The organism is Haloterrigena gelatinilytica (assembly GCF_013342145.1).
Taxonomy (GTDB): domain Archaea; phylum Halobacteriota; class Halobacteria; order Halobacteriales; family Natrialbaceae; genus Haloterrigena; species Haloterrigena gelatinilytica.
In genome coordinates this window covers 1,012,283-1,039,239 of the sequence record NZ_JABUQZ010000001.1, presented here as the reverse complement: position 1 = coordinate 1,039,239, position 26,957 = coordinate 1,012,283, and the positions used below count along the sequence as shown (strand labels likewise).

33 protein-coding genes are annotated in these 26,957 nt (G+C 61.6%); all 33 read right to left on the bottom strand.

Going from position 1 to position 26,957, the window contains the following annotated elements:
* Positions 1 to 111: 111 nt before the first annotated feature.
* Entirely contained in the window at positions 112 to 1,479 is a 1,368-nt protein-coding gene (locus tag HTZ84_RS05255; protein ID WP_174679709.1) for a hypothetical protein, read from the bottom strand.
* Positions 1,480 to 3,591: a BppU family phage baseplate upper protein gene (locus HTZ84_RS05250; RefSeq protein WP_174679708.1), complete on the bottom strand. Its 2,112-nt coding sequence runs from the start codon at positions 3,589 to 3,591 to the stop codon at positions 1,480 to 1,482.
* 141 nt (positions 3,592 to 3,732) lie between these two features.
* Positions 3,733 to 4,851, bottom strand: coding sequence for a hypothetical protein (locus HTZ84_RS05245; RefSeq protein WP_174679707.1), 1,119 nt, complete (start codon positions 4,849 to 4,851; stop codon positions 3,733 to 3,735).
* Positions 4,852 to 4,868: 17 nt separating this feature from the next.
* Positions 4,869 to 5,609 carry a hypothetical protein gene (locus HTZ84_RS05240; protein WP_174679706.1) on the bottom strand — a complete coding sequence of 247 codons (741 nt, stop codon included), beginning with the start codon at positions 5,607 to 5,609 and terminating at the stop codon, positions 4,869 to 4,871.
* Positions 5,609 to 6,742, bottom strand: coding sequence for a hypothetical protein (locus HTZ84_RS05235; protein ID WP_174679705.1), 1,134 nt, complete (start codon positions 6,740 to 6,742; stop codon positions 5,609 to 5,611). Before HTZ84_RS05235 ends, HTZ84_RS05240 begins: the two co-directional genes overlap by 1 nt.
* The gene (locus HTZ84_RS05230; RefSeq protein WP_174679704.1) at positions 6,743 to 7,618 is read right to left on the bottom strand and encodes a hypothetical protein; all 876 of its coding nucleotides are present in this window, start codon (positions 7,616 to 7,618) and stop codon (positions 6,743 to 6,745) included.
* 11 nt (positions 7,619 to 7,629) lie between these two features.
* Positions 7,630 to 8,127 (bottom strand): hypothetical protein, encoded by a 498-nt coding sequence (locus HTZ84_RS05225; protein ID WP_174679703.1) that lies wholly within the window; start codon positions 8,125 to 8,127, stop codon positions 7,630 to 7,632.
* 9 nt (positions 8,128 to 8,136) lie between these two features.
* Positions 8,137 to 10,941 carry a phage tail tape measure protein gene (locus HTZ84_RS05220; RefSeq protein WP_174679702.1) on the bottom strand — a complete coding sequence of 935 codons (2,805 nt, stop codon included), beginning with the start codon at positions 10,939 to 10,941 and terminating at the stop codon, positions 8,137 to 8,139.
* A 103-nt stretch (positions 10,942 to 11,044) separates the two neighbouring features.
* Complete coding sequence (locus HTZ84_RS05215; RefSeq protein WP_174679701.1) at positions 11,045 to 11,251, bottom strand: hypothetical protein; 207 nt, start codon at positions 11,249 to 11,251, stop codon at positions 11,045 to 11,047.
* Positions 11,248 to 11,595, bottom strand: coding sequence for a hypothetical protein (locus HTZ84_RS05210; RefSeq protein ID WP_174679700.1), 348 nt, complete (start codon positions 11,593 to 11,595; stop codon positions 11,248 to 11,250). The genes HTZ84_RS05215 and HTZ84_RS05210 overlap by 4 nt, the downstream gene beginning before the upstream one ends.
* 30 nt (positions 11,596 to 11,625) lie before the next feature.
* Positions 11,626 to 11,775, bottom strand: a complete 150-nt coding sequence (locus HTZ84_RS05205; protein WP_174679699.1) for a hypothetical protein — start codon at positions 11,773 to 11,775, stop codon at positions 11,626 to 11,628.
* A 65-nt stretch (positions 11,776 to 11,840) separates the two neighbouring features.
* Positions 11,841 to 12,485: a hypothetical protein gene (locus tag HTZ84_RS05200; RefSeq protein ID WP_174679698.1), complete on the bottom strand. Its 645-nt coding sequence runs from the start codon at positions 12,483 to 12,485 to the stop codon at positions 11,841 to 11,843.
* Positions 12,486 to 12,491: 6 nt separating this feature from the next.
* Entirely contained in the window at positions 12,492 to 12,995 is a 504-nt protein-coding gene (locus HTZ84_RS05195; RefSeq protein WP_174679697.1) for a hypothetical protein, read from the bottom strand.
* 40 nt (positions 12,996 to 13,035) lie between these two features.
* Complete coding sequence (locus HTZ84_RS05190) at positions 13,036 to 13,359, bottom strand: hypothetical protein (protein WP_174679696.1); 324 nt, start codon at positions 13,357 to 13,359, stop codon at positions 13,036 to 13,038.
* A gap of 2 nt (positions 13,360 to 13,361) precedes the next feature.
* A complete protein-coding gene (locus tag HTZ84_RS05185; RefSeq protein WP_174679695.1) occupies positions 13,362 to 13,844 on the bottom strand; it encodes a hypothetical protein in 483 nt (160 codons plus the stop codon).
* Between the two features lie 2 nt (positions 13,845 to 13,846).
* A complete protein-coding gene (locus HTZ84_RS05180) occupies positions 13,847 to 14,221 on the bottom strand; it encodes an HK97-gp10 family putative phage morphogenesis protein (RefSeq protein WP_174679694.1) in 375 nt (124 codons plus the stop codon).
* The gene (locus HTZ84_RS05175) at positions 14,218 to 14,625 is read right to left on the bottom strand and encodes a hypothetical protein (RefSeq protein ID WP_174679693.1); all 408 of its coding nucleotides are present in this window, start codon (positions 14,623 to 14,625) and stop codon (positions 14,218 to 14,220) included. Before HTZ84_RS05175 ends, HTZ84_RS05180 begins: the two co-directional genes overlap by 4 nt.
* Positions 14,626 to 14,628: 3 nt before the next feature.
* Positions 14,629 to 15,063 (bottom strand): hypothetical protein, encoded by a 435-nt coding sequence (locus tag HTZ84_RS05170; protein ID WP_174679692.1) that lies wholly within the window; start codon positions 15,061 to 15,063, stop codon positions 14,629 to 14,631.
* 6 nt (positions 15,064 to 15,069) lie between these two features.
* Entirely contained in the window at positions 15,070 to 15,417 is a 348-nt protein-coding gene (locus HTZ84_RS05165; RefSeq protein WP_174679691.1) for a hypothetical protein, read from the bottom strand.
* A 2-nt stretch (positions 15,418 to 15,419) separates the two neighbouring features.
* On the bottom strand, positions 15,420 to 16,553 hold the full coding sequence (locus tag HTZ84_RS05160; RefSeq protein WP_174679690.1) for a hypothetical protein: 1,134 nt from the start codon (positions 16,551 to 16,553) through the stop codon (positions 15,420 to 15,422).
* A gap of 45 nt (positions 16,554 to 16,598) precedes the next feature.
* Positions 16,599 to 17,057 carry a hypothetical protein gene (locus tag HTZ84_RS05155; RefSeq protein ID WP_174679689.1) on the bottom strand — a complete coding sequence of 153 codons (459 nt, stop codon included), beginning with the start codon at positions 17,055 to 17,057 and terminating at the stop codon, positions 16,599 to 16,601.
* Positions 17,057 to 18,700 carry a coiled-coil domain-containing protein gene (locus tag HTZ84_RS05150; protein WP_174679688.1) on the bottom strand — a complete coding sequence of 548 codons (1,644 nt, stop codon included), beginning with the start codon at positions 18,698 to 18,700 and terminating at the stop codon, positions 17,057 to 17,059. The genes HTZ84_RS05155 and HTZ84_RS05150 overlap by 1 nt, the downstream gene beginning before the upstream one ends.
* Positions 18,697 to 19,536: a structural protein gene (locus HTZ84_RS05145; protein ID WP_174679687.1), complete on the bottom strand. Its 840-nt coding sequence runs from the start codon at positions 19,534 to 19,536 to the stop codon at positions 18,697 to 18,699. Before HTZ84_RS05145 ends, HTZ84_RS05150 begins: the two co-directional genes overlap by 4 nt.
* Entirely contained in the window at positions 19,536 to 21,068 is a 1,533-nt protein-coding gene (locus tag HTZ84_RS05140) for a hypothetical protein (RefSeq protein ID WP_174679686.1), read from the bottom strand. The genes HTZ84_RS05145 and HTZ84_RS05140 overlap by 1 nt, the downstream gene beginning before the upstream one ends.
* A 2-nt stretch (positions 21,069 to 21,070) precedes the next feature.
* Positions 21,071 to 22,618 (bottom strand): phage terminase large subunit family protein, encoded by a 1,548-nt coding sequence (locus HTZ84_RS05135; protein ID WP_174679685.1) that lies wholly within the window; start codon positions 22,616 to 22,618, stop codon positions 21,071 to 21,073.
* Positions 22,619 to 22,627: 9 nt separating this feature from the next.
* On the bottom strand, positions 22,628 to 23,329 hold the full coding sequence (locus tag HTZ84_RS05130) for a hypothetical protein (protein WP_174679684.1): 702 nt from the start codon (positions 23,327 to 23,329) through the stop codon (positions 22,628 to 22,630).
* Between the two features lie 159 nt (positions 23,330 to 23,488).
* Positions 23,489 to 23,734: a hypothetical protein gene (locus HTZ84_RS05125; RefSeq protein WP_217468193.1), complete on the bottom strand. Its 246-nt coding sequence runs from the start codon at positions 23,732 to 23,734 to the stop codon at positions 23,489 to 23,491.
* Between the two features lie 641 nt (positions 23,735 to 24,375).
* The gene (locus HTZ84_RS05120; protein WP_174679683.1) at positions 24,376 to 24,600 is read right to left on the bottom strand and encodes a hypothetical protein; all 225 of its coding nucleotides are present in this window, start codon (positions 24,598 to 24,600) and stop codon (positions 24,376 to 24,378) included.
* Complete coding sequence (locus HTZ84_RS05115; protein WP_174679682.1) at positions 24,600 to 25,268, bottom strand: hypothetical protein; 669 nt, start codon at positions 25,266 to 25,268, stop codon at positions 24,600 to 24,602. The genes HTZ84_RS05120 and HTZ84_RS05115 overlap by 1 nt, the downstream gene beginning before the upstream one ends.
* A gap of 102 nt (positions 25,269 to 25,370) precedes the next feature.
* Positions 25,371 to 25,619, bottom strand: a complete 249-nt coding sequence (locus tag HTZ84_RS05110) for a helix-turn-helix domain-containing protein (RefSeq protein ID WP_174679681.1) — start codon at positions 25,617 to 25,619, stop codon at positions 25,371 to 25,373.
* Between the two features lie 303 nt (positions 25,620 to 25,922).
* On the bottom strand, positions 25,923 to 26,300 hold the full coding sequence (locus HTZ84_RS05105) for a winged helix-turn-helix transcriptional regulator (RefSeq protein ID WP_174679680.1): 378 nt from the start codon (positions 26,298 to 26,300) through the stop codon (positions 25,923 to 25,925).
* Complete coding sequence (locus HTZ84_RS05100) at positions 26,293 to 26,553, bottom strand: hypothetical protein (protein ID WP_174679679.1); 261 nt, start codon at positions 26,551 to 26,553, stop codon at positions 26,293 to 26,295. Before HTZ84_RS05100 ends, HTZ84_RS05105 begins: the two co-directional genes overlap by 8 nt.
* Positions 26,543 to 26,941: a hypothetical protein gene (locus HTZ84_RS05095; protein WP_174679678.1), complete on the bottom strand. Its 399-nt coding sequence runs from the start codon at positions 26,939 to 26,941 to the stop codon at positions 26,543 to 26,545. Before HTZ84_RS05095 ends, HTZ84_RS05100 begins: the two co-directional genes overlap by 11 nt.
* Positions 26,942 to 26,957: the final 16 nt, after the last annotated feature.

Sequence of the window (26,957 nt, the reverse complement as noted above, 5' to 3'; positions counted from 1 at the left end):
GAAATGACCCGTCTCAACCCATGTTCATCTATCCGTTCCATGAGGTTAAATCTAACTGATGTGTTTTACATATTCTAAGCCAGATAGTTTTAAGAATAGTAGCATATACCATCACATTTCCGGGACGTTATCGTCGACCCAAATCGAGAGATTCCGCTCGTAGAGTGACTGGTCTTTCGGACTGCCCCATTCCCCGCCGTAGTGGTAGTGCCGACGCCAGTACGGGATACCGCGTTCGGCGAACTTCTCTTCAAGGAATAGATAGCCGTCGAACTCATCGTCTTCTTTGGCTAACTCATCGCTATCGAACGCGAGCTCGCCGTTTATCCACCCGAGGATTCGGCCATCGGACTCCCCCGGCGTGTTGAGTACCGTCCGGTAGTCGATCGTGTACCACGACCCCTTGTTGACTCCCTTCGACCAGCAGTGGTGCCAGCCATACGGATGTTTCCGAGGATCGTACGTCGCGTCGTAGACTTGGCTGTTGATCGGGATGTCCGCTCCAACAGTCTCGTTATAGAGACCGTCTCGGCTCGAGGCAAATTTACGGTCGGAATACGACCCAGGGTTGCGCACCCCGCCAGCACCGCCACCCTCATTGTCTGGCGGGTCGCCACGGTGGTCGGCTACTCCCGGTAGTTTCGTCCCACCGTGATGATAGCCCTGTCTGATCTCAAAGGTTTCTGGGAAGAATATCTCGTATCGCCCATGCACGACCTTCGGCTCATACCCGACCGCGTTCTCGAGGTACACTCGTTCGTTGATTCCGAGAATTTCCTCCTCCGGGTAGAATACCTCGAGCACTTTCTCGTCACCGCCCGCAGGGTCATCCACGACGTAGCAGTTCTCGCCTCGAGTAGCTTCGAGGCCAGTTGCGGAGTGATAGTCGGGCATCGGATCAGATGGCTTCACGGCGCCGAGAGCCACCTGTGGTTGGTCCTCTTCGACCGACCGGAGCGGACGGATTTGGTCGATGTTGTAGCAGTATCTCGTCGTCTCGGTACCGCCTCCAGTGTAGATCCCGGCCGTCGCGACTAACACCTCACTTTTGATGGGATACTCGACATGGCTCCGACCACGATCGTAGGGAGCTCCGCCGGCAGCGCAAACGACCTGATAGCCTTTGCCGGCCTCGAGAGGCGTCGTGAACGTGAAGGTGTCGCCCGCCTCGAGAGTATCGATCGACCGCCGTTCGAGGATGTCGCCACCGCCGTCCTTGAGGTAGGCCATCACGAGGCCGGATGTCTGGTCGGAGATTCGGCACTCGAGGCCTTCGAGATCTTGCTCTGCACGAATTCGAACTCCGGAGTGGTGGCTCTGTCCGGCCTGTTGCTGGTCGTCAGACTCGAGGTCGAGCGCCTCAAGCGGTTCTGGTTCCTCAGGTTCTTCCGGTTCTGGTTCTGTGTCTGTCCTATTGTCTCGGTCTTGTCCTCTGAGTAGCCACTCAAGGCACTCGAGGATTGCTTTCAGTGGGTTCATTCAGAAATTGCCCCGTTCCACGAAGTTGGCCGCCCAATTCGCCGGGTCGTCGTAGTGGCCGATCGCGCTATTCACTTCGTCGTTGTCAACGAGTCGTAGGTTCCCGCCAGACCCAATCGAGTAGTACTCACAGTCGACCGAGTTTTGGACGACGTTGACCGTCCCCCCAGTGTCTACCCGGCAGACGGCCCCATGGCTCAGCTCGGAGATGATGTTTGAGTTCTGGATCGTAATCTTAGACCGATCGGTCGATGCCCTGACAGCAGCACGATACTGCTCGCCGCCACCATCCTTGCAGATGTACGTAATGCCATCGACGACTACGTTATGGACGTTCGAATCGATCGCGCTGTTCTTAACGGAGTCGTTCGACACGTCATAGATCAGACCTCCCTCGATTCGGACCGTCCCTTCATTATCTTGGTAGCTTCGATACTCGTAGTTGTCATCCGCGATAGAGTTCCTACTCGAGGTGATTCGTATGACCTCATAAGGAACCTCGTGGTACACCTCAATATCCGCGATTCGAAGTGTCTCGACGTTCTCTCGGGCCGATATAGTAGAGTTGGTACTACTAAGATTGATGAGCTTCGCGCCTTGGACTGACGTTGCGCCGTTCGAATCGTCGACGTCCAGTAGGTTGGGATCCATCTGTAAATCCCATCCATCCGGTCGAGCAGGCCCATCCACGTGCCCGAGATTGAAGATACTCACAACGTTTTCGACCGTGTCGTTGCGGCCGATCCTGACATTCGCCTTCGCATTGTTCTGGTATAGACCACCGATGACCCTGTTCGACCCAGGACTTCCGTTCACGTACACCCCGTTATCGTTGAATCCATGGACCTCACACCCGATCCAGTCGATCGTCCCATGGTGGCCGGGGTCGGCGCTAAAACCAATAACCTCGTTGTTCTCGTATCCGTTCGGCACAGAACCGTCGCGGAGATGGACGTTCCGAACCGTGCCGTGGCCACTCTCTGAGGCGATCTGGCAAAGTAGTGTGAACCGATCGCCGGTCGTGTCAGTTACTCGGTCTCGCTTTCCGATAAGCCGGATATTCTCAATATCCAGTGAGTTCTCTACTGTGATCCGTCCAATTCCACAGTCATTAGAGTCTCCGGTGATGTCTATATCAAGATTGTATAGCCCCAGACTCTCGATCGCATTTCCGCCCTCGTAGTCGCCCGTCTCGAACAGCTTGTGAAACCGCCCGTTGACATTAAGAGTGGCCTTCGGCCGGCCGTCGATCACTAGGCGCTCGAGATCTGAGTCACGGACATTCAACTCGCTTTCGACGTTGTAAGTGCCCCCGGGAAGGACCATATAGATCCGGTCGTAGTCGGAAATAAGGTCCCGGATGTAGTCCATCAGATCGCCTCCGGACCCATCCCCTGGATACCCCGCGTTGAAGGGGTTGAACATATTCCAGTCAGTGAGATCCTCCCACGGCCGGGTATCGACGTAGTCCTTCGTAGCGACATCCTGGCTCGAGATTTCCAGTGCCTCAAAATTACCCGAGCTGCCATCATCTGACAAGCTGCTCGTCTTGGTCTGAAGCTGGGTGACGTCGTCACTGAGGTCCTGTTGGTCCGCTTTCCGAAGCACATCAGTATCGTCGACTGGCGCATTCGAGACACTCAACTCACCAAAGCCTCCCGAGTCGCCGATCACCTCGTCGGCCTCGAGGACGCCGATCGAGACGTCGGCCTTTTCGATATCGCCGGGATCGCCATCGGCGTCAGGGACGTCGACGATCTGGATCGTGATGACCTGATTGCCACGTGGGGCTGACCACTGTTGGTTATCTTCGAAGCGGGCGACGAAGACGCCGGCGTGGGTACCAGTTCGCGACAGCTGGTCTGTCTCGAGTTGGTAGCTGACTGCGCCTGTCTCTGGGTCGTCAACGCTAGCGACGTCGTTGACGATCGTCTCGTCGCGGGTCGTGTGCTCGAGGTAGAACCGAACAGAGAGGGCGTCGCTCAGATCGAGTGGGTCGCCGTCACTGATCGGCCTCGAAGCTGGTGGTTCGCCACGGAACGTCTCCTCGATCGGGATGTAGCTATCGCCTCGCTTGCGGACGTAGTCGGGTCGGGTTTTGTGTGTGGTCATGATTGCTGTCGGTCGGGATCCGGCCTTAGTGTAAGTCTAAACGGTGTGGTACACGCCTCGGAAGACTTCTCTCCTTTCTGAGACACATTCTTTCAGCGGAAGCGCGGTGTCGGCTTGTGCTCATTCCAGCCTTAGAGCCAATCACTTGCTCTGGAAGTTGTTTTGAACCCACTCTCGAGTCGCCACCCGGTCGCCCGAGGAATACATCTCCCCAGCACGGACGACTCGGTCGGGTTCTTGCGCCCCCGTGTCGTAAACCGTGGTCCCGATCAGATCGGTTTCGGAGAGACCGGCTTGCCAGTCGTGGGAGCCGAACCACTGTCCGGGTGTGACAGAGACGCCGGTAGCCAGAAACGTATCTGCTCGGACATAGACGTGGTACTGGTGGTCGGTGGCAGACCCGTCTCCAGGGTCCTCAGTGACCACGAAGTCGACGTTGTCGTTCCTGAAGTGCTGGCCGTAGTCGGTGTACTCGGCGCTGAACGCATCTCCCTTTGCGAAGATATAGAAGTCGACGGTCCGGATCGGAGAACCCCCTCGACCCTCGGCAAAGTGGAGTTGGCACCGAATTGCCCCACCACCATTGGTCCCCGAGCTCTTGTCTTTAAGTGAGACAAGTTTGAAGTACTCAGTTCCATTTCCGGAGTTGATCGTGTAGTATCGCGAGTCCCCAGTGACGTCATCGAACGTGAGCCCGTTGAGGCTCGACACGTCAGCACTCGATTCGACCCAGTTCTCGGTCGCGGCCGTCTGGCCGCTGATCTCCGCGGACCCTGCATTGAGCGATTCAGCGTCGGCCGATCCGATGCCCGAGATATCGTTCCCGCCGAGATCCAGCGGAGATCCAACAGTAACGGCTTGGGCGGTGTTGGCTCCGAGGTGATCAGTCCACACATTCGAGACCGAAATATCGGGATCGTCATAGTCACGCACATCGGCATCACGATTGAGCGTATCCCAGACTGTGATTTCCTTAGGCGATCCGTTCGGAACCGTCTGAGTCCCGCCATCGTCGTAGTTGATAACCCACCTTCCGAGATACGTTCCCTCGAGCGGCCACCCCCCATCCATTTCGTATTCGACACGACTCTCTGGCCGATCCGCGATCGTCGCCTGGTCGGCGATGAAGATCTCTCCCTCGGGATCCTCGATGTAGAGATGGACAGTATCGTTTGAGCTGAGCGGGATCGTCGCTCGCCCGCGTGTTAGCTGGTCTCGAATGATCGGTCGATCGTCACCTTTGACGTAATCAGTTTGCATAGTTGAATTGTCTCTGGTTAGTTTTCTTCTGGCGGCTCGACGCGCTCAACCTCGTGAACGCGTAGGGTAACGTTGTCACCAGTCCGATAGCCCCAACGTCCAGGGCCGTCATCCGGGCCGATCCCGTCGATACTGCTCCCGTCATCGTATGGATGGTCCGCCGAATCGATGTACGCAATCGCCTCAGACTCGAGCGGATAGTCCGCGTTCGCATCCCACAGCCCGCCGAGAACGCCGCCCGAGGGCTTGCGATAGATTCCGACGGCGTAGGTCACGCCGGTCGAGAACCAGTCGTAGGTCTGGTCGCTCTCGGCATCGGTCGCGACGTCTTCCTTGTTGTCGGAGTTGTCCCGCGATTGGATCCGAAACGTTTCGTCGTTGTTGATGATCTGGATCTCGTAGCTCGGATCCCGATCGCCCTCATTGCTCGGATCGCCGAAAACTGGGAACCAGATCTGACTGACGTTCTCCCAGTTGTCGATCGTCATCACGTAGATGATCCATTCGTCTGTGTCCGGGTAGCGCTCGAAACCAGAACCCGGGACCGTCCACAAGAAGTTGTATCCCTCGAGTCGCAGCCCGCGGGCCGTGTGGTATCCGGCGTCGTCGACGAGCGTAGTCTCGCCGAGAGTCGAACGCTCGTAGTACGCTGCCATCCGGTCTTCCTCGAAGTTGTCGAAGAAGCTGCGATCAACACCGTCAACGAGGCCGCCGGCCGATGCCGACAGCCCGCCAGCACCAGCTGGATAGCCGCGCATCAGCGAATCATCTCCTTGGTGCTGCTGAGGTCGGCGTCAACCTCCTCAGTACGCTCGGCAACCGAGTACGGACGCTCGATATCGAGCGTCCCGCTCGCCTCTCCGAGGCTCTCCTGGTAGGAGACGCGCTCGAGATCTCGCATCTCGCCGTAGTACGGGACGTTGACGCGCACCCCTGGCGGTAGCAGCCGTGGGAGGATGTCGACCGAGCCCTCTTGCTGATCCTCTGCAAGCCGATCCTCAAGAGTGCTGTCGGCGATCTGCTGGCAGTCCTCGTCGCTCTCGAGATCGGGCTCGGGACCGATGGACTCTTCGAGACGTTCCCCGACACGATCGACCTCCTCAGCATCGACAGCCTCGCCACGATATCGCCGGCCGAGCTCCTCGGAGTAGGCGCCCTCAACGACGACGGCGTTGCGGTAGTCGCCGACGTCCCAGCGTGGATCGATATCAATCCGCGTCCATCCGCTTGGTCGGACGAGCCGTCCTGGCCGGAACGAGATCACGTCGGGACCGTCCGTTGGGAGCATCGTGAAGTAGAACCGCATCCCAGCGCGGTCGTGGAGCTCTTTGAGGATCGACTTCGGCGTCCCGGAAAGCTCAACCTTCGAGAACGTCTGCGGTTCTTCCGGACTCAACACAAGTGCGTCGAAGGGCGTATGGTCGCGCCAAACGCGCTCGATCACTCGATAGAGGTTGGCGTTTTGCTCTTCAACTCGGACGTGACCGAAGCGGATCGCTGAGCCGGGCCCGTATCCCTCAAGGACGGTTTCGGCATCCGTGACCGAAGGATCGACGCGCTGCAGTGTTCCGGTAAAGAGCGTGTTGCCCTGATATCGGACCTCGACGTTGGCGAACCGCCACTCGGGGAGCGTCGGATCCTCGGGAACGGTCGCCTGCCAGTCTGACGAATCCGTATGCTCGCGGACGACGTCGATCGACTCGATATCGGTGAGCGTCCGCGTCTCGCCGGTGTTGCGCTCGAGGTGGATCGAATACCGCGACGGGACGTCTCCGGGATCGGTTGGGGAGTAGGACTCCAGGGAGCCGGCGACGCCAGGCTGCGGCCCGCCGGCAGTCATCGGCGCCGGCCCTCCTGCCGTTCGTCCTGGAGGCGTCTCGGGGAGCGCCACTTAGATCGGCCTCCGGTCGACCGTCACGGCGAGCTGGGCCGACCAGTACTCCTCGTTATCCATGTCGCTGCTCCCGGTGTTGTGCAGTTGGATCCAGTAGGGCTGGATCTCGTTGGGAGATCCGCCGATCGATATTTGCCAGACGGGATCGCCGCCAACGAACTCGGATTCGGCGATCGTCGACTGGGCGGCGGTATCCAGGTCACCGGGCTCCATGATTGAGAGTTCCCAGTTGGAATCCCACGACGCCCTGGATCCCTCGAGAAAGCGATACTGTGCGACCGACCAGACGTGGAGCCACGAATCGCCGGGAATCGCCAGCGGCTGGGCGTAGAAGTCGCCGCTCTCGAGATTGACCGTTGGGGTCGTGATGTTGGGTTGCTGCCAGCCCTGTCGGCCGGACGGTGCGGGTTCACGCCGGCGGTCCTCGACGTCGCTGATCCCGGACGACTGTGTTGCGTTAGGCCCAATCGAGACGATAGCCAGGACGACCGCGTCGCTACTAGCCGTATCGGGTGGCTGGGGCTGCCAGGCGTTCGCGTGACGGTACTCGTTGCCCGAGTCGTCGGTCGGCCACGAGCCAGGATCTCCCTCCTGGACGAAGACCTCGCCAGTCCCGTCGCCGGCGTCTTGGACGAGAACAACGTCGCGCCGAGGATCACCAGACCCGTCCGGATGAGTGACAGCGGTCGGCGCGAACTCGAGCACGTTGCCGTCGATCTGAACGTAGCCACCGTCGACTTCGGTCTCGACGCTCGAGCTCGAGTCGCCCGCCGAGACCTGGCAGCCCTCGAGGACGCCGTCGCCGCGGGTGGCTCGCCTGTTCTGGTTTTGCGTCAGTGCCGTGTGTGCGTGGCCGATTTGGTACTCGTGCATGTGTGGTCAGGTCAGAAGGACAGGTCGGCGACGACCTCGTCGCGAGTCTCGTAGTCGTCGGTCGTCGCGAGCATCGTCACGTCGAGCGTGACGGTAAGCCCCGTTTCGGGAAGCGCATTCGTCTCGTCGTAGCCGTCGACGAGCCCCCAGACGCCACCGGCTGGCGTCTCGTAGGCTGGCTGGAGGCCGACGAGCAGTGACGGATTCCCTGGTGGGACCTGCTCTCGATAGCGTGGTTCGGCCTCGAGGGGCTCGCGGAGAACGTAGCGTCCGGCCCAACGGCCGATCTCAACGACGCGTTCGTAGCGGTCCGTGTGCTCGAGCGGATCGTAGCTCCGGGAACCGGCGGGATCGTGGCGGAAATTGAACTGCCACGAGCCGCTCTCGGCGACCGTCCGCGGCGGGATCTCCTCGACGAGGCCGTCTGCGAACGTGACGTACTCCTCGGTGCCGTCATAGAGATAGACGTACCATGCGGTCCTCGGGACTGATTTCGGCAGATCTGGCATGAATGTGGATTACGCAGTTCGATTCTTTTCGCGCCGGCGGCGGTTGCGGACGGCCTCGTCGGCCATGTCCTCGAGGTCGCCGATCGAGACGAGAGCGTCCCGCGGGAGATTGCCGAAGTCGATCATGACCCGGCGTTCGTCATCGCGCCGCCGCGAGGACTGACGGCCGTTGCCGCCCGCGGGCTGTGGGGTCGGCATTGGGACGTTGGGCGCATCGGGATCTGGCCGAGCCGCGTCGGCGATCATCGCCGAAGCTGACGAAAGTTCGCGAACGCGGTCCTCCATTCCCGATATCATCGCTTCGGGGAGGCCGTAGATCCACTCATCACCGCTTAGCGGACCTCTGTCGGCTGGTGAACTCGGCAGATAGCTTTTCACATCATCGACTGCTCCTGAGACGGCGCTCGTTGCCTCACCGACTGAGTTGCGAATCCCATCCGCGAATGATGAGATCAGGTCACCACCGGCGTTTTTGAACTTGTTCGCGATGTCGACCTCGTCGAGGAGATCCGAAGCCATCTCGCTGACTTCGTCGACAGCGTCGTCGGCCATCGACCGGAGCTCGCCGACCGTGTCGTCTTTCAGGGTAGTTATTGCCGAGACGGCGTCGTCCTTAAGCGACGTCACTCGAGAGGTCGCAGTGTTCTTCAGATTCGTGAACTGGCTGATGGTCTGCGTTTTCAGATTCGTAGCAGTCGCAACGACCGTGTTCTTGGCATTCGTGATCGATGACGTAACTCGGTTTTTCAGGTTCGTGAACTGCGTAACTGTCTGATTCTTGAGACCCGTGACCAGCGTGACCGTTCGGTTTTTCAGATTCGTGACTGACGTGACGACTCTGTTCTTCGCGTTCGTTGCGAGGGTTCCGATCCGATTACCCCAGTTCGTGATCGTCGTGACCGTCTTCGTTTTCAGGGTGGTGAAAAGCGTCGTAACGCGGGTGACGAGGGTCTGTATGGCCGTCTGGATCAGCGAGACCGCGGTCGACTTGATGTAGGCGCCGATCGCCTGGAACATCTCAGGGATTAGGCTGTTGCCGATCAGGCCCTGGTAGAGCCCCTTGGCAGCAGCCATGATCGCGTCGAACGCGAGTTTCGCGGCTGCCTTGAGGATCCCTGGTCCTTCGTTGATCAGCCATGACCCCGCGTCGATGATCATCGACTTGATAATCGAATCACCGTTCCCGGTAACCGCATTGTAAATATCAAGTGCGATGAACCGGATACCTTCCCCAATCTTCCTAAAGGCGGATTTGAGAAGACTGGGCCCGTTCGCCTCCAGCCACGTGGCCGCGCCTGATGCGACGCTCTTCAGCTTCCCGATCGCCTGATTGGCGAACTTGCGAACCACTTCCCTGTTTTCACTCAGAACATAGCCGATTCCGCCGATGGCTGCCACGAGCAAGCCGATCGGACCGAGGACTCCTACCACAGCAGCACCGAACGACCCCATTGTCCCAACGAGGCCAGTGAGTGGCGCTAAGAGTCCACTCACTATTGCTGTCAGAGAACTGAGTGGGGCGATCACACTACCGACGAGACCAGTAACTGGCCCGAGTACCGCAGTGAGACCTCCGAGCGTACCCACAGCCGTCGAAAGTGGGCCGATAAGCGCACCGAACGCGATGAGCAGCGGGCCGAGCGCCGCAGCAACCCCGCCGACGGCGACGATAACTGTCTGTGTCGTCCTTCCGAGCCCCGAGAACCGATCTGCAAGATTCGTCGCGAGGTTGGCAGCCTGCCGGATGTACGGCGTCAGTACACTGCCGAACTCGATCGCAAGGTCAGCGACCGACGACTTGAGCATCTCAATCGAGCCGTGCAGCGTGTCTCGCTGCGTCTCGGCGACTTTCTGCGTCTCGCCGTCGAGTTCGGAGAGGGCTTCCGCCTCATCACGGAGTGCGTCACTACCCTGATCAACGAGAGCTTGCATGGCCGGTCCAGCCTGGTTCCCGAACAGGGCCATGATGTCGGCTGTCTTGGCGCCACTCTCCTCGAGCTGGCCGATGATCTCGTGGAGGGGGAGCATGTTCCCCTCGGCGTCGTTGACCTTGATGCCGAGAGCCTCGATCGTCTCGGCAGCCTTCCCAGTCGGGTTCTGCAGCGAAGATAGAGCGGATCGGAGACCGGTACCAGCCTTCTCGGCCTTGATACCGACGTCGCCCATCATCCCGATTGCGGCCGAGGTCTCCTCGATCGACATCCCGAGACCGGATGCAACCGGCGCAACCTGGCTCATCGCCGACCCCATCCCCTGCATCGTCTGATTGTGCCGGTTGACCGTCCCGGCCATCGTGTCCGTCACACGGGAAAGCTCGGAGGCCTCCATTCCGAACGCCGACATCGTGTCGGTGGCGATGTCGGTCGCCTCGGCCATGTCCATCTGACCGGCTTCCGCGAGCGCGGCGACCTGCGGCATGGCCTCCATCGAATCGGCGGCGTCGAGGCCAGCAGATGCGAGATAGTAGTACGAATTGGCGGCCTCCTCGTGGGATTTGGATGTACTTGTCGCAACCTCGCGGGCTGTCTTCTCGAGTTTCTCACGCTCGGCGTTCGAGACGTCGCCCATGATCGCGATGGACGACTGCATCGATTTCTCGAAGTCAGCAGCAGTCTTCGCCGCTGCACCGCCCATCGCAGCAAGCGGGGCCGTGACGCCGGCAGTCATGGACTTCCCTGCGGATTGCATCCGCTGGCCAGTCGACTCGAACGACGAGCCCATGTCTTCGGCCTGGCCTTGGACGTCCTCAATCGCGGACTTGGCTCCGGAGTGATCTATCTCAATCGAGCCACGAAGTTCTGAAAGCGCACCCACGGCTACACACCTCGCTCACGGGGGATTTCGATCATCTTAGAATCGGCTGCAGTGGGGCGGTTATCGCGCTATACGGCAGGTATTTCTCGAGAAAGACGGAGTGTCAGTCTTCGAGTTCCGAGAGATCGAGCTGCAGCGGGATCCCGTCGGCGATCGCCTCACGCTCGAGTTCGTTCGTCTTGTTCACGATGTCATCAAAGGCGAGGGCGCCGGCGCGGTTCCCGCGCTCACGGGCCGCGTCGCGCTCCTCTTTCGCGTACTCCCGGAACTCGGCGAGCGGGCCGAGCGGGCGGACGACGTCGTCGGTCATGCCCCAACCCCTCCGAAGAAGTACGATCGAGTTTCGATCGACTCGTAGTCGCCGGCGACCCAGTGGGCCGTCCCACAGGCACCGGCGTCGAGCTCGCGATCGGGTCCGTAGATCTGGATATACAGCTCGTCGGCGCCCGGCCAGTCTGGATCGTCGATCTCGGCGATCGCCTCGAGGACAGCGTCGGCGATCTCTCGAACGTCGTCGTCCGACGGCGCCGAGTCGACCGCGTCGTCGAGTTGAACGACAACCTCGTAGCGATACTGTCGACCGTCCGGCGCCGGCGGCAGTTGCTCGGCGTCGACGACGTGAGCAGTGTCCGAACTGGAGAGTAGCGAGCGCATGGCGTAGTATGAAAAACGTTCTCAACTCCACTAGTTGTTCTGGTTGGCTTGCTCGGCCCGCTCACGCTTGGCTGCGGCCTTCGAGCGCACGTACTGCCGGATCGCGTAGCGCTCTTTCGGCTCCGTATCCTGGCCGAACTCGATCGGCGTTTTCCCGAGCCCTTCGACGACGACCTCCATCCAGGCGACGCCGTAGTAGTCGTCGCGCCCGACGAAGTCGTCGATCGCCTCACGTTCGTCGGGAGTTAATTTCCCTCGCCCTCGTCGGTCGCCTCGAGGCGCTCGGCGACGACCTGCTGAGAGAGCGTCGATAGCCCCTCCTTGATGACGTTACCGTCGGCGTCGGTCTCGTCCTCGAGCTTGAATCGACCCCAACGCTGGGCGCCTCGAGAGAGATCGTCGCCCTCGGGAACGGTCTCGTCACCCATCACGGGGTCGGTGCAGAGCTCGGTGATCGTCTCGAGCTGGTGATCGTAGAGCCCCACAACGTTCTTGATCGACTCGGGGTCGAGGTTCTCCTCGATCGTCTCGTTGACTGCCTCGTCGTCGTCAGGGTCGACATCTTCGAAGGTCTCAGGGTCCGACTCGGAGAGGATCTTCATCGTCTGCCGGCGGTGGATCACGCCGGGCTGAGAGAACTCGAACTCACGGCCACGGAACGAGATCGTGTCGACGTCGCGGGTCGTCTCCTGGGTGAGCCAGTCCTCGATCGCCTGGCCGTCGGCAGCGCTCTCGAGTTGTTCCTGTTTCTGCTCTTGGCGTTCAGCCTCGGCGGCTTCATGCTTTTCCTCACCGCGCTCGAGTTGCTCGTCAACATTCTCGCCGCCGAGGTCCTCGAGAACCTCCGCACGATCCTCCGGCTCCGGCGGCTTGGTGGGTGCCTGGGACATGTATGATCAGCTCCCGCCATTGAGTGCTGCGGCGCCGTCGAACCAGTACTTGCCCTCGATGAACAGCGTGAACGTGAACTCGTAGGGCCCGTCGGACAGGCTCTCCTCACCGGTTTGGACGCGAACGTTCTCGCCGACGCGCTTGATCGCGGTCGTGTCGTCGGTTTCATCGGCGCTCGGCCAGATTACAAAGACGACTGCCTCCTGGCGGACGTTGTGGAGTTCAGCTCCGTCTGCGTCGATGAGACCGAGCGTCTGGAGATCGGCATTCTCGGAGTCCGGATAGATCCCGAACTCGGCTTCGCGCGTGACGTGACCCTCCTCGGTGATCGTGTACTGCGAGCCATTGTACTGGAACTCGTCGCTGTCGGAGTCCTTCGAGATTGACGTGTCCGCGTAGACGTGGTCGAGCCATTCGATCGTTTCCTCTGTGGTGCCGAGGTCGGTGACGACGCCGATGTCGACCCATCGACCCTGAAAGTTCGCTTCGGTGTTGGGATTTGCGTTCATAGCGTGTTGTCGGTCCGATCGCTATCCGGGATCGGGGCGGTTACTCGTCGGTCGGTTCGCCTTCGCTGTCATCGCCTTCATTGCCGCCGGCGCTGACGGCCTCGAGGATCGCCGCCTTCGTCGAGTTCCCGTCGACGGCGTCGTAGAGATCGCTCGCTGCGATCCGCTGCAGCGTGCGATACTTGAGGCCCTCGAGGATGTCGCGGTCGATCGCGCCCGTCTTGGGATCGTCGAGGCGCTCGAAGTCGTCGCCGAACTTCTCGAGGATGTGCTCGGGCGGATCGACGATGATCTCGCCGCGGCGGTAGGCGCGGTCAGAGCCGGCCCACGACAGCGTTCCTTTCTGGTTTCTGTAGACTGACATGGTTAGTTGCGGGACTGCTCGAACTGCCACAGCCGAGCGGCACCCTTCTCCCCGGCCTCCATCGGCGACTCGAGGACGCCCGACCCACCGCCAGTGCCCGCGTCAGAGAGTGCGAGGTGGTCGACTCCAAAGCCGACATTCGCTCGCTCACTGACGGCGTCAAGGATCCGGGAGAACGCGATCTCGGGGTTCGGGCCCGGTCGGTTGCCCTCGATCCAACCGGCGGTGACGGTGAGCCCGGCTTCGACCTCGTAGTCGACGAGGACGGCGCCGCCACGATCCGCCGAGGCGACGGCCTGGACGTCGATGATCAGCAGTGCCGGCGGGATATCGTCGGGATCGGGGGCGGTAAGCGGGGTCCGGATCTGCTCGGTTGCATCGCCCGGAGAGTCGCCGTCGCCGAGCGCCTCGAGCAGTGGGCCGTAGCTTCGGAGATCCGTGAGCGCTGCCTGTGTGAGGCCGGCCTCGTTGTCTGAGTGTGGCATGATCAAAGAGCTCGAGCGGCCTGATCCCAGCTTTTGGTGATCCGATCGACGAGATCCTGCTCGACCTTCCGCAGTGCCGGCCGAATCATCGGCTGGGCGCTCATGTAGATCGTCCCGAATTCGTTGTAGGCGCTGTGCTCAGCGCCGGCGATCAGGTGCGCGACGATCTTGCCGGTCATCTGCTCGACTTTGTTTCGGATCGAGTCGCGGAGCTCGCCAGTGTCCACACGAGCACGGGACTGGGCCTCCTCGACGGCCTCGTCGACTGTCGTTTCGACATCGTCCTCAAGGCGGCCGAAGAACTCGTCCTTGAACGTCTCGAGGTCCTCGACGAGCGCGTCTGGTCCCTGGCCGCTCTTCCAGTTGAAAGAGATCACGATGTGACCACCTCGAGCTCGAGTCGAACCGCACTCGGGACGCGACCGTTCGGGCCCAGCACCTCGGCGACGCTTTTGATCGATCGCCGGCGAGGTTCGCGATCGCCACGATGGAGATCAACGCGACGATCGACGCCTGGACGGAGCCGATCGTCAAGCAGGTAGGTACCGTCGCCGGCGATCTCGCCGATGTGGCGCGGGTGGATCGAAACGAAAGCGGTGTCTTGGATGCGCTCGCCGGAGTCCTCGTCGACGATCGTTTTACCCTCGGGGGAGTAGCGGGCAGGGATCTCCTCGGCGATCACGACCCAGTCCTCGATCGGCTGGGTGCCGCCCATGCCGTCGTCCTCGGTCTCACCGGTCTCGGTGTAGGCCAAGACAGTGATCGTGGAATTTTCGTTCATGAATTAGGCGCTCCGGGAGACGAACCAGAACGGCTCGTCGCCTTCGGGGTCGTCGACTGTCGCAGCCCGGTCAGCGAGGACGCCGCTGTCGTCCTCCTCGATCGCCTGCTGGCCGAGGGTCGTCCCGCGAAGCCCTTGCTCGCCGAGATCGCCCTGGTAGTTCGCAGTCGAACCGTCGGCGTCGGACTTGCGGTTGATCTGACGGACGTCGTCGTTCCCAGAGGCGAGGATGTAGTGGCCGGCGAGCAGCGCCTCGAGGATCGGGAGCTTCCACTCAGGGTTACCGTCGGCGAGTTCGTTCTCGACGATCGGAGCCGCTCGTCGCTCGAGCCGGCGGATGATGTACTCGTCGGAGAGGCCTGTCGGATCCCATCCCTCGGCGTGGAGCTCGTCGCGGACGTCCTGGACGTCGGCGTAGTGATCCTCGTTCGTACTCATGGGGGGTTACTCCTCGAGTTGTTCGCGTCGGTTGGCGATCGCCTCGAGGGCGCCGTCGCGATCTTTCTGCGCCTTCTCAGCCTCCTCGATCTCATCGAGAGTAGCATCGAAGTCGCCGGTCTCCAGCTCGTTCTCGAGCTCGGCAACCGTGTACTCTGAGGGATCGAGAGTCTGGTAGTCCTCGTCCGACTCCTCGACGTCCTCGCTCTCGTTGCCCTCCTCGGGCGGATCTTCCCAGCCGCGGGCGCGGAACTTCTCCTCGAGCTCGTCGGGAACGTCGTGGACCTCGGGACCAGCGTACTGCTGGTCACGTCCGAGGAAGGTCGTCGAACGGGGCCAGTATAGCTCAGCCATGGTTACACCTGAGCGACCGCCCAGTTCTGTGGCCGTCGCAGGTGGAAGCCGATGTCCTGCTTGGCGGCCATGTACGTCGAGATCGGGTCGTCGTCGTTCCACATCTGGGTCAGGAACCCGCGCTCGGAGTCGACAGAGAGCGACGACGTCATCGGCGCCTGATCAGCCAGCTGGGTGAGCTTGTTCAGGTACCACGGCATGAACGCAGACTCGACGCCGGGCATTCCGATCACGATGTTTCGATTCTTGGTGCCCGAGTCCGGGTCGTACGGCTCGAGAATGTTGTCCATGACGGCGTCCTCGGCCTCATCGACGACGTTGTCTTCCTCATCGATGAACTCGCCGTTGGCGTTCGTCCGCGGGACCTGCACCGCGACCTCACGGATGCTAGAGATATCGTCGCTCATGAGCCCGGAGATGTCGGCCGTGTTGAGCGTGGTGTCTCGAGTGATCCCGAGGCGGTCCTGAAGGTCCTCGTTGAGTCGGAGATCACGGATGACGTCTGGACCGGCGAACAGCGGCGGGCGGTTCTCGTTGCCCATGAACCGGCCCTGCGTCTTGATGTTGTGCGCGATGTCGAGGACGTCCTGGTAGGGCGTCGCTCCTGCGTGATCGTCCCAGCTAGTGAGCGACGTGTAGGCGTTGCCCTCGGATTCGATGTCCGGGTGCGGGTCGGCGCCGTTGGGGCCGATCAGGCCGTCGATGTTCTCGTCGCCACGCCAGGTGACGATCTCGCGGCGGATGAACGTCTCCGCGTTGAGGTAGCTCGCGCCGTAGTTGAACAGCGAGAACGGAGCGTTGGCCGAGTCGAGTTCAGCCTCGAGCTCCTTTTTGGGATTGACTTTTCGCTTGTAGGAGTGAGTGTCGTAGCTCGTCTTCGAGGGGAGCGTCAGCGCGCCCAGCGGCGACTCGGCGTCCGGCGCTGCGGCGGGCATCCCGCCGGAGACGCCGCCGAAGGTGTAGTACCCTTCCTTGGGGGCGTTCATGTTCACCATCGGGAAGACCGTCAGCGCCGAGGCGTAGCCCTCGTCGTTGCTGACGTTGATGCGATCCATCTGGTTGATGGTCTCGACCATCGTGTTCCGCAGCACTTCCGGCGTCAGACCATCCGTGTTCTGGAAGGTAACTCGCGACATGTGTAGGTATTAGTAGTTGTATGGATGCAGTTGCAGGGACGGTTCCTAGTTGCGACGGACGACGGCCACCTTGCCGGCCGTGTAGTTTCCCTTCGCGATGGTCGTCCAGACCGGACCAACGATCATATCGGCGGTATCACCGCCAGCCGAATCGTAGGCCGCCACGGTACCGCCAGCGTCCGAGACGACGAGGTCGCCCGGCGAGAGGTCGGTCCCATCCGACGGTGTTACCCAGTCGACGGGATGCCGGAGCAGGACGGTTGCCTCACCAATGACGTCGCCGGCACTGTAGCTCGCGTTGGGATCGTACTCATCGGGGAGACGAGCGACGGTTGCGACGCCGGCGCCGGCGTTCTCGACGACCGAAACCTCGGCGTGCTGGGCGTTCTCACCCGTGAGCTCGACGAAGTCGTTCAGATCGGGAACGTTCCCGCTCGAGTCGGCAACGAGCGTGACAGTCGGTCGGTCGCCAGGCTCGAACAGCGAGAGGTCACCGGACGCCATTAGCTCGCACCTCCGTTCTCGCCGATCGCGTCACGGAGCGCCGGCTCGGAGTTGTACTGCGCGGGGTCGACGTCGTACTCGCGCTGGAGGTACTCTCGACGAGAGATGTCCTCGTTGTGGATCCGCTGCATGTCGGAGAGCGAGAGGACGCTTCCAGCGAGCTGCTCGACCTGTTCGGAGTCGACGTCGCCGAGATCGGGGCCACTCTCCTCTTCGCCCTGGCCACGCGGCGACAGTGGCGCCGCAAGCTGTTCCTTGACTTTCTCCGAGTAGGAGAGGTCGTCCTCCTCGACGTCGCCGGCGAGCATCTCGACGAGTTCCTCGGTGTCGTGAGTCTCAGCGATCCGATCAGGGTCGAGTGGCTGGTCGCCGACAGCGATCTCGGCGAGGAGCTCCTTGATCGGACCGACTTCCTCCTCGAGCTCGTCGATGCGGTCCTCGTAGTCCTCGATCGTGCTGTTCTTCTCGGCCAGCTGCTCCTCGAGGTCGGACTTGTCGTCCTCGAGCTCGTCGCGCTCGTCTCGGACCTCGGCCAGCTGTTCTCGTAGTTCGTTGTCGTTGGATCCCATATCTGTTGGATCGGTGGTGTCCGCTGGGGTGTCCGGCGAGGTGCCGGTTGCCGCCCCTATCGTTTTGTTCGATGCGTCCGGATCGGCGAGATACTCGGCCTCGCCCTCCGGATCCGCGACCCGGACGACCGCGCCATTCATGACATGCCGACCGTCGATCTCGATCGGGTCGCCGGCGCCGTCGTCGGCCTCCCGGAGGACAGCATGGAGCGTCTGGGACTGCTCAATCGGCTCCTCAAGTGGGAGCGTGATCGAGCCCTCGCTCCGATCAGCCGGGAACGGGCCGAGCGTCGCAATCGCCTCGCCGAGCGACGGGTCGGGCTCCTCGAGGGCATCGCCCTCCGGGTGGATCGAGACGTAGTAGTCGCCGTCCGAGTAGTACGCGCCCGAGACTGCGACGGCGTCGCCGGCGGTCAGCTGATCGTAGAAGTCAACCCAGCCGTCCGGCGGCGCCGGTGTGAGTGTGTCCGCATGTTGCTCCTGGCCGACGTCCGGCGCATCGGGATTGTAGCCCAGCGCCTCGGCCGTCTCGGGCTCGAGGTCGATCGAGGCGTTCGACGCGCCGCGTTCGACGACGGTCACTCGAGGGAGGCCGAGCACCTCCTCGACAGGCTTGCCGCCACGTTCGTCGTCGTACTCGCCGAGGCGACGAAGCCAGTCGCCTGAGACGTCCAGGAGGTCGAGTTCGATGCGGTCGGCGATCCCTTCGTCGGCGAGCTGAGCTTTCCCGACGGGGCCGACGCCGTCCTCGTACTCCCACTTCTCGACCTTCCCGAGGACGTCGTCGGCAGCGACCTGCTCGTCGAAGCCATAGTGTGGGTTCTTCCCGGCGCGGCCTTTGACGATCGTCGAGCCATCTAGAGCGCCGCTCTCAACGGCCTCCTTCATCGGCTCGGGATCCCAGATCGCGACCTCGTCGTCTTCGGATCCGGGCCGATGTCCGACCGTCCGTTCACCCTCGGGAATTGGGTTGATCCGGACGGTCGTGCCGGTATCCGACGGTTCGGCAACGGCCGCACCGCCGCTTTCAGCTGGAGCTAGCTGTTCTCGCAGTTCGGTATCGTGTTGTGTCATATCTCTACTATGATATATCTGCAACGGCAGTAGGCGTGCGTGTCGTCGACCGGTCTCGGAGCGTCGCCGCTCCGGATCTCGCTCACTTTGTAGGCGTTGCCGTGGAGCGCCCGGCACTGATCGCAGGTCACCTCGTCCAAGACGGCCTGCCACTGCTCGAGGGGCTCACCGTCGATCGTGATGTCCGTCTCGACGTCGACGCCGATCTGTTCAACGCCGAGCTCGGCAGCACGTTCGACGATCGCGTCGTTGACGATCCGTGTGCCGTAGGAGTGTGCGAGGTTCTTGGTTCGGCTCTCGCCGACCTTCCGGACGCGGTCCTTCAGCGCCGAGAGCGTCGCCGCCAGGGTTTCGCTGCCGGCGACAGCGCCGCGGTACTCCCGTGTCGCCTGCCGTCCAGTCTCGCGGGCGATGTCCTCGAGTTCCTGATAGACCTCGACGTACTCGCCGCGGAGCTTCTTCTGGTGAATGTCACTCGAGGCGACGACCGCCGGCGAGACGTCCGGGATATCCGCGCCGGCCTGCCGGATGTCCTCGTCGGCGAGCCGGAGCCCGGTTCGATAGAACTCGTCGACGTAGTCGGCCGTGTAGTGTGCGCCATTACGGACCGCACGGCTTGGAAGCGGTTCGACGACCTCGTCGTCGAGTTGCTGCTCGAACCACTCGCGGAAGTCGGCCGTCTGAAGCGACTCCTCGACGTCGTTCTGGGGGCGGAACTCCGACCCGCCGCGGAACTCGTCGTTGAGCGCACCGACGATCGCCTCGTAGCGCTTGTTGAAGCGACCAGTCCACTTTCTGCGTCGGGTGGTCGATTGCGTCGGGTCTTCGGAGGGCATTACTCGCCGTTGTCATCCTCGAGGTCGTCCTCGCCACCATTCTCGTCGTTCGACTCCTCGTCCTCGGCTTGCGCCTGGGCAACGATCTCCTGGGCGCGCTCGACGGCCGCATCGTCGACCGTTTCCTCCCACTTCTCGCGATCCATGCCTGCGTAGTGGTAGAACAGCTCCATCGGGAACTTCGCGTCCGGCCACTCGTTATGCGCCCGCACGAGGTTGAGGAGGCGTTCGGGATCGAAGTCCTCGCGCTTGAGTGGGTTCTCGTCCTGGGGTTGCTCGATCCGCCAGCGAACCTCGCCCTCGTAGGTGCCGCCGGCGAGCTCGTCGGCCTTCTCGCGGAATAGGGGCTCCCACTTATCCTCGAGGTAGCGCCGTTCGTCGTCGACGAGGAGATCGTCACGCCGGTCGAGTGGTTCGATCACCCACTGGTTGATATCCTGCGCGTAGGCGACCATCGGCTTCGAGACCGGCATCACCGAGAAGATCTCCTCGATCTCGTCCATGATCGCGTCGTTGACGTCCGGGACGTCCGGCGAGACCTCCTCGACGTTGACCTGGTGGTTGACGTAGTCGGTCCGGCCGACGCGCGAACTCGAGGACTCGTCGTCGTCTTTCGGTCCCTCGTTGGCCTGGAGATCCCCCTCATCATGAGCATCAGCAAGCTTCTGGGCCTGCTCTTGGGTCGCGCCCTCGAGGCCGTAGATCAGGTGCGGCCACCCGGTGAGCCGGATCGACGCACCACGGTCACGTTTAATCTTCTGGAACCGACGGATGTTCTCGCGGATCGCCCGCCAGATCATCGTCCCCCAGGCCTGGCCCTCGGGGACGTTGTAGGCGAGCTTGATTATGTCGTCCGCGGCGAACGGGATCTCGTCTTTGGTCGCGTGGCCGTCGTACTGGACGTACGCCGCTGCATCGCCGTTCGGTGTGGTTGGGTGGTCGCCGTCGACGGGATCGTTCGGTTGGACGACGAGGTTCTGATCGTCGCGCTTGTAGATGCTCATCGTCGACGGATCGAGCATCATCACCGCCGCGAGCTCGCTCTCGCTCGAGCGGACCTTTTCGACGAACAGCGTTCCCTTTGACCGCCGATGCGAGGGGCACTTCGAGACAATCGTCATGATGTCCTGGCCGCTCTCGCCGGCGTGGATCGCACAGTTGCGACCCCACGTTTCGAGGGCCTGTGTCATATCCTCGTCTTTATCGCCGTCGATCTCAGCACGAACCGACCAGCCCGGTTCGGACACCGAAAGGTCGAACAGCGTGAGAGCGGCCTGGCCGAGGGCGAACTCCACGTAGAACTCCCGATGGTACTCACCGAGGACGGTTGGCGCGTCCTCGACGTCGGTCTCGATCTCCGATCGAAGATACCGCGTTCGAGGATCGGTCTCGTGGCGGCGGGTTCGTGAGACGACGAAGCTCCCGACGCCCTGGCGTGACTCGCCTCGAGGCTCGAGGTCCTCGGCGTGCTGCTCTTTGAGTTCCTCATCGTCGCCGCTATCGGAGCGCGAAAGTAGGTTTGGCAGTTTCATGGTTATCGAGAAACGATGAACGGATCCTCGTTGTCCTCAGCGTCGATGTGCCGCATCGCGATCTCGATCGCGTCAAGGCGGTCGTCGTGACTCGCGTTCGGGAACTGCAGCCACTCGTTGACCTCGAAGTTGTACCACTTGTCGTCGGTCGGATCGCCGACGATCCGAAGCGTATCGGACTCGAAGTCTGCCGACAGGTTGTGGATCCGCTCCTCTTTATCGCCACTCGAGGTGTCGCCTTCCGCCGGGATCGGTGACTCGTCGCGAAGGCGCTGGGCAACACCGCGGTTCGCGTTCTGCTCGACGAACATCCCGTCGACGTCGATGCCGTCAAGCTGTCCGACGGCCCAGTCGGCCGATTCCTTGACTGAGAGGCCGCGCACTCGCTCGAGTTTCGTCAGGTACCCACGCCCGATGTCGTCATCCCACGCGACCACAGCGAGTGCCGTCCAGTCGGTGTCGTCCTGCGCGGCTTGCTGGAGGTCCTCGACGAGCCCGAGGTCCATCCCAGCGTACCACCGGAACGCTACTCGAGGTTTTGGGAGATCGTCGACGTAGGTCAGCCACTCGCTTTTGAACACGCTGCCGGCGAGCGCGTTCGGATCCTGCTGGTTCTCCCGGCGCCAGATCGGCGTGCTGTCATCGCCGTCGACGATGTCGAATAGCAGCTCGGATGCCGGCTTGTGCTCTGGCCAGAGCACGGTCATATCCCGATCCGGGATCACGCCGTTGTTCGCGAGGTTGACGTCCGCCGGAAGGTCGCCGACGTCGTCGTAGATCACACCGTCGTCGCCGCGGACGCTCCAGGCACGCTCCTCGACGAGCGGCCAGTCGTCCTCGTGGATTGCAGTCGCCGCCTTACAGTCCCACGTCGCACTCGAGAGGATCTCGGTCGCGTACAAGTCGCTCGGGTGCTTCCGGGTGCCGATCATCGCCTGGACGCCGCCGCATTCGAGGACGCAGTCCGGATCGATCAGGTTCTTCTCGTAGTCCTGGAAGTACTCCCGAACGTTCCGGCGCTGTGTCTCCGTGCGCTGGTTGTCCCACTCCGCGATGTCGTCCCAAACGATCACGTCGAAGTGCCGGCCCGTGAGGTTCGACTCCAGGCCGTACGCTGAGATCGTCGGTTCCTTATGCGTGTTCGCGGCCGTCGTCAGCTGTGTGCCGGCGACGTTCTCGAGCTCGACACCGAACATCGGCGCGTAGGTCTCAACCGCGTCGACCACCTTCGAGGAACGCTCGTCGGCGAGGCCCGCTGTCTTCCCGATGATCGCGACGCGGATCCCCGGGTTGTCGAGGATCGCCCACGTCGGGAACACGACGCCGGCGCCCTCGGACTTGCCGTGTCCTCGAGGCAGCAGGCGAGCGACTTTCGTCGGTGCGTATGGAAAATCCGGGTCGACCGCCTTCCACAGCGAGTTGTAGAACTCTTTGAGGTGCGGGCCCGGCGGCAGCGAGTAGTCGAACAGCTGGATCGACGTCGCCGTCGGGTGAGCCAGCGGGTTCCGCTCGGCTATCTCCGTGAACGATGGTTGCGTTGTCTGGCTCATAGCACGATATTACTTCATCGTGTCGGGCTCGACGTCGTTTGCGGCGTCGAGCGCTTCTTTGTCTGCCTCTGAGAGCGTGAGGTCGAGGCCGTCCTCGAGGGCGTCGGCGGTCTTCTGATCGGCATCGTGCAGCAGGTCGAGGTCTTTGAGCCACTGCCTGCGATCCGTCGAGAGCTTCTTTTGCGCCGCGAGAACCACTGACTCCTTGTAGTGGTGCTCCTCGAAGGTCACGATCTCGTTGAACTTGTCCTTCTCCGTCTTGGTGCGCGTCTCCCGGTCGACCATCGGGTTCCCCGACTCGAGGGCCGCCGGTCGGTCAGTCGACCAGTTGTCGAGTACGATGTCCTTAACGTGCGTTACGGAGAGGCGGAACAGCTCGGTCTCGTGGCCGAGTGGCGGCTCGCCGTGGAGGCTGCGGTACTTCTCGAGGTAGTCCGCAAAGATGTCGTCAGCGAGCTGCCGGAGCTCCTCGGAGAGCTCATTCTGGTAGAACGAGTTGCAGTCGGCGTACGCCCCATGTGTCGTGGCGTTGGTGTTGCCCTTCGGAGCGCCGGCGCCTTCCCGAGCGCCGCCCGTTGAGCAGCCGCCGTGGTACTTGCAGTACCCCTCGCCGAGGTGATCGGTTCCCATCCCGGCCTTCTGGCCGCAGTATCCACCGTCCTGAGTCGGGTGGTAGTTACATTTCCCCTCGACTGGCTCCTCGTTGCTCATCGTGACCCCCTCATGGTATGATTGTATTCGAGAGGAGCTATCGCGCTCCCTCGTCCGGCCGTTGTATCGAAAATGTCCGCGTGATATCTCTACCGCTCGAGGACGGACGCCAGCGCTGTTGACGCCGTGGTGGCGCTTGTGGAAAGGATCAGTCTCCGATCAGTCCTCCTGGTCGTCCTGACGCTTCCCACTATCGGCCGAGATCGTGATACCGTTCAGTAGGCGCTGAACCTCGAGATCCCACATACGGCCGAGGATCGAAAACGCAAGTGCAGTGATCGCGATTTGAAGTTCTGCGCGCGGCGGGTCCGCGTTTGCGAACATCGGACCGAGGACGATCGCCGCCCAAACGCCGAAAAGGATGAGTGTCGCGCCCGTTCGCTCGAGCGTCTCACTGTCTGGCATCAGTGTCCTCCCAAGACCAACGCTGTCGGGTCCGGTTTCGATGCATCGATTGACATGATTTTCTGCGTTGACGGTGCCCCCAGTGGGGCGTATGAAAACGGCTCGGAACTGTAAGTACTGAAAGGTGGGGAGGCGGGCTGGCTGATGAGGATCGTTTCACGGCTGGAGGTCGCTCGAGAGAGGTCCTCGCTTTCGCTTGGGCTCTCAAGCGAACCGCTGGATCCTCGGTTGTCCCGAGGGCACCAACGGCCTGCCCATACCGCGGACTCGCTGCACTCGTGGCGCGTAGCGCTTAGACCGAAGAAGATGAACGTTCGACAAACTCCTGTCCAGGACACGACGTCCGAACGCTTGCCGACGGCAGCGTCACGTACCGTGTCAGTCGTGTACCAGCCCTCGAGTACAACGAGAAACTCACAGCGCTCTATCAGAGCGCTCGGGTATCCTCAGTCGGCGATGCTCGCGCGCAACACGAGCAGGGCACCGCTTCATCGGAGACCAGAGCCGGGAGTCGAACCCGTTGAGTCTGGCCCATTGGTGCCAGTACTCCGGCGACGTCCGCAATCCCCTCGGGAATCCGAACGATAGGATACGATCGGTTAGCCACGGCGCCGTCATCGAGGCCGAAGCTCACCGCGCTGTCACAGTCGAGACCACTCCGAGAGCGTCGTCTGGCCCCTGACCACTGGCCGGTCTAGCTCGTCCGACTCTGGCTCACCAGGGACAGGAACGCCCTCGGTCGTCTCTGTGCCCCCTGGCTCGGGATCGGTTGCGTACTCGACCTTATGGGCTTGCTCCTCGAGTTCGGGGCGCTCGGTGATCGACTGGTAAGTGGCGTCGAGTGGGTCGCCGCTGTAGGATCGCATCAGAGAATCACTGCCGCCTCGAGGGCGTCTTGGATCGATCGGTCCGCTTCCGTGTAGACGTCCCAGAACTGTTGCTCGTCGATCGACGTGTCGAGGTCGCGGACGCGCTCGGTGAGATGATGCCCTACGAGCATCGTCGAACAGTTCGACCGAAGATCTTCGTCGACGACGTTGTGTTCCGTGTTGCCGCAGACGTGGCAGATGGTCCCCGTTTTGACCGGGTCGTTCACGCCTGACGTTGGCTCGGGTTCGTTTGCGCGGTCGAACTTGCGTCCAGGGTAGTACTCGCGGATTTCGTTCGACGTCTTGTCCTTGACTTCGTACGCGTAGACCTGCTGGTTCAGCGACGGGAGATCCGGATCATCGTCCTGGTCTCGAGACCCAGTCGGCCGCTGTTTCTCTCCCCACGCAGCATTCTCTGTTCGATACTGGAAGCCGACGGCCGCGGACGGGGCCCGTTCAGGTGGCTCTTCGATGACCTTCAGCTGGCGGAAACACGTTACGCACGTCGTGTGGTCGTGCGTGATCGTGTTGAGGATCGGCTCCGCATCCGCTGCCCGGCGACAGGACTCCGAGCACATCGCAGCATCGTAGAACGAGTGCGCTGGAGCGTAGTCGCCACAGTGGTTACACTGGTACCTGTCGCTCGAGGTTGGTGTTACGGACATGGTTGAGAAGTATCTGTGAGAGACCGGCGCTGTCAACGCCGGCTGGTTATCTACCACATTCTGTTTATTAGTAAATAAAGCGCCGTATAGTGACCTAATAGGTCACTTGTCAAGATCGTACAGTTTTTCCCGAGCGTCGATACCGATGTTGACCCGGCCGTCGACGAGGCCGAGATCCTCGAGGTCGTAGAGTGCTTTGCGGACGGTTCGCAGCGGAAGGTGCGACTCCTCGGCGATCTCCGTCTGGGAGAGCGGTTCGTCCGCGTATTCGAGCGTTTTGTAGACCAGTTTTTGCGCCGGGGTGCACTCCTCGATCGTCTCCTGAGCGTCGGCGCCGGCGTCACTCGGCATCGTCGATACCCCGTTGTCGATCAGTATCAGACCATAATGAACATTCATTCATAACCAATTTCCCAATATAACGGGGGGACAAACTAATCCGTACGAGATGTCTTGAAATCAATCGCCAGATGTTAGCTCGCTGTCCGAATTGTGATGACGGACTTGGTGAGCGGGTCGCAAAGTATGTCTCTGACGGAGAGACGATGGCAGACTTCGTCTGTCCGAATTGTGACCACGAGTGGTCGCTTGCATTCTGATCCGTCCTCATTTCATTCTTCTTTCGAGTGAGATGTTCAATACCGCCGCCTGACATCACGCATCCCCTCCGTTGGAGTTGTAGAGTTGCTGCCGACGAGCGTTCGCGATGCCAATCAACTCGCGGTTCGGGCACTCGGCGACGCTCGAGTGGCTTTCGATCTTCTCGAGCAAGCTCTCGGCGTCGTTGATCCCGAAACGTCTACGGCCCGTGGAGTCCGTGATCTGAACGAGGTCGCCGTTACGACGAGCGGCTGTGATCGCTTTATGGATCTCCTCGAGGGAGGTACCGGCCTCGCGGATCGTTCGCGGCGTCAATGCCGTTGCCTCCGCGAGTTGGGACTGGGAGAGTGAGCCGTCGGCCTCGAGAGTCTTGTAGATCAGACGGATCGCGGGCGACTCGTCAGCGACTGCTATGGGTAGTTGTTCAGGCATCGTGCGGATCGGGAATCGCGGATAGTTCGATGTCGATGCCACTTGTTTCACGTTCGATATACTCGTGGAGGTCACCGCGCTCGACGAGTTCCTCACCCGTCTCCGAGAGCGCCCAGGCGACCTCGCCATCGTCATCGAGCGTTGCATCGTAGAGGCCCAGCTGCCAGCCCTCGAGAAGGACCTCACCAATGGGTGTCTCCTCAGCCTCCTCGAGGATTGCTTTGCGGAGCTCGTCGTTGATTTCACTCGACATCAGGGGTGTCACCTCGCTTGAAATCGATTGCGACAACGCCGGTCGGCTCGGCGATCGTCATGTCCAGGCGGACGGCATCCGACCGGCAGATGAACGCTTCACGGCTCTCGACGCGCTCGGTGACCGCGACCATCTCCTCGAACGGCCGAAACTCTTCGTGATCGTCGGAGACGGTGTCATGCTCGATCTCGACCCAGCCCCGTGGGATCTCGCGGGCCATCTCGAGCGAGATGACGAGACAGCCGTTGCGAGGTTCGTTGCCCAGCTTGGTGAAGCGGTCGCGGGCCTCCAGGAGCGTCTCGATCGAGGTCGGGCCGTCGACGGTCTCGACGGTCTCGTGCTCGAGGGCATTCTGCCAGAGCTTGCAGGTATCCTCGAAGGCGCTCATCGGTCTGACTTACCCC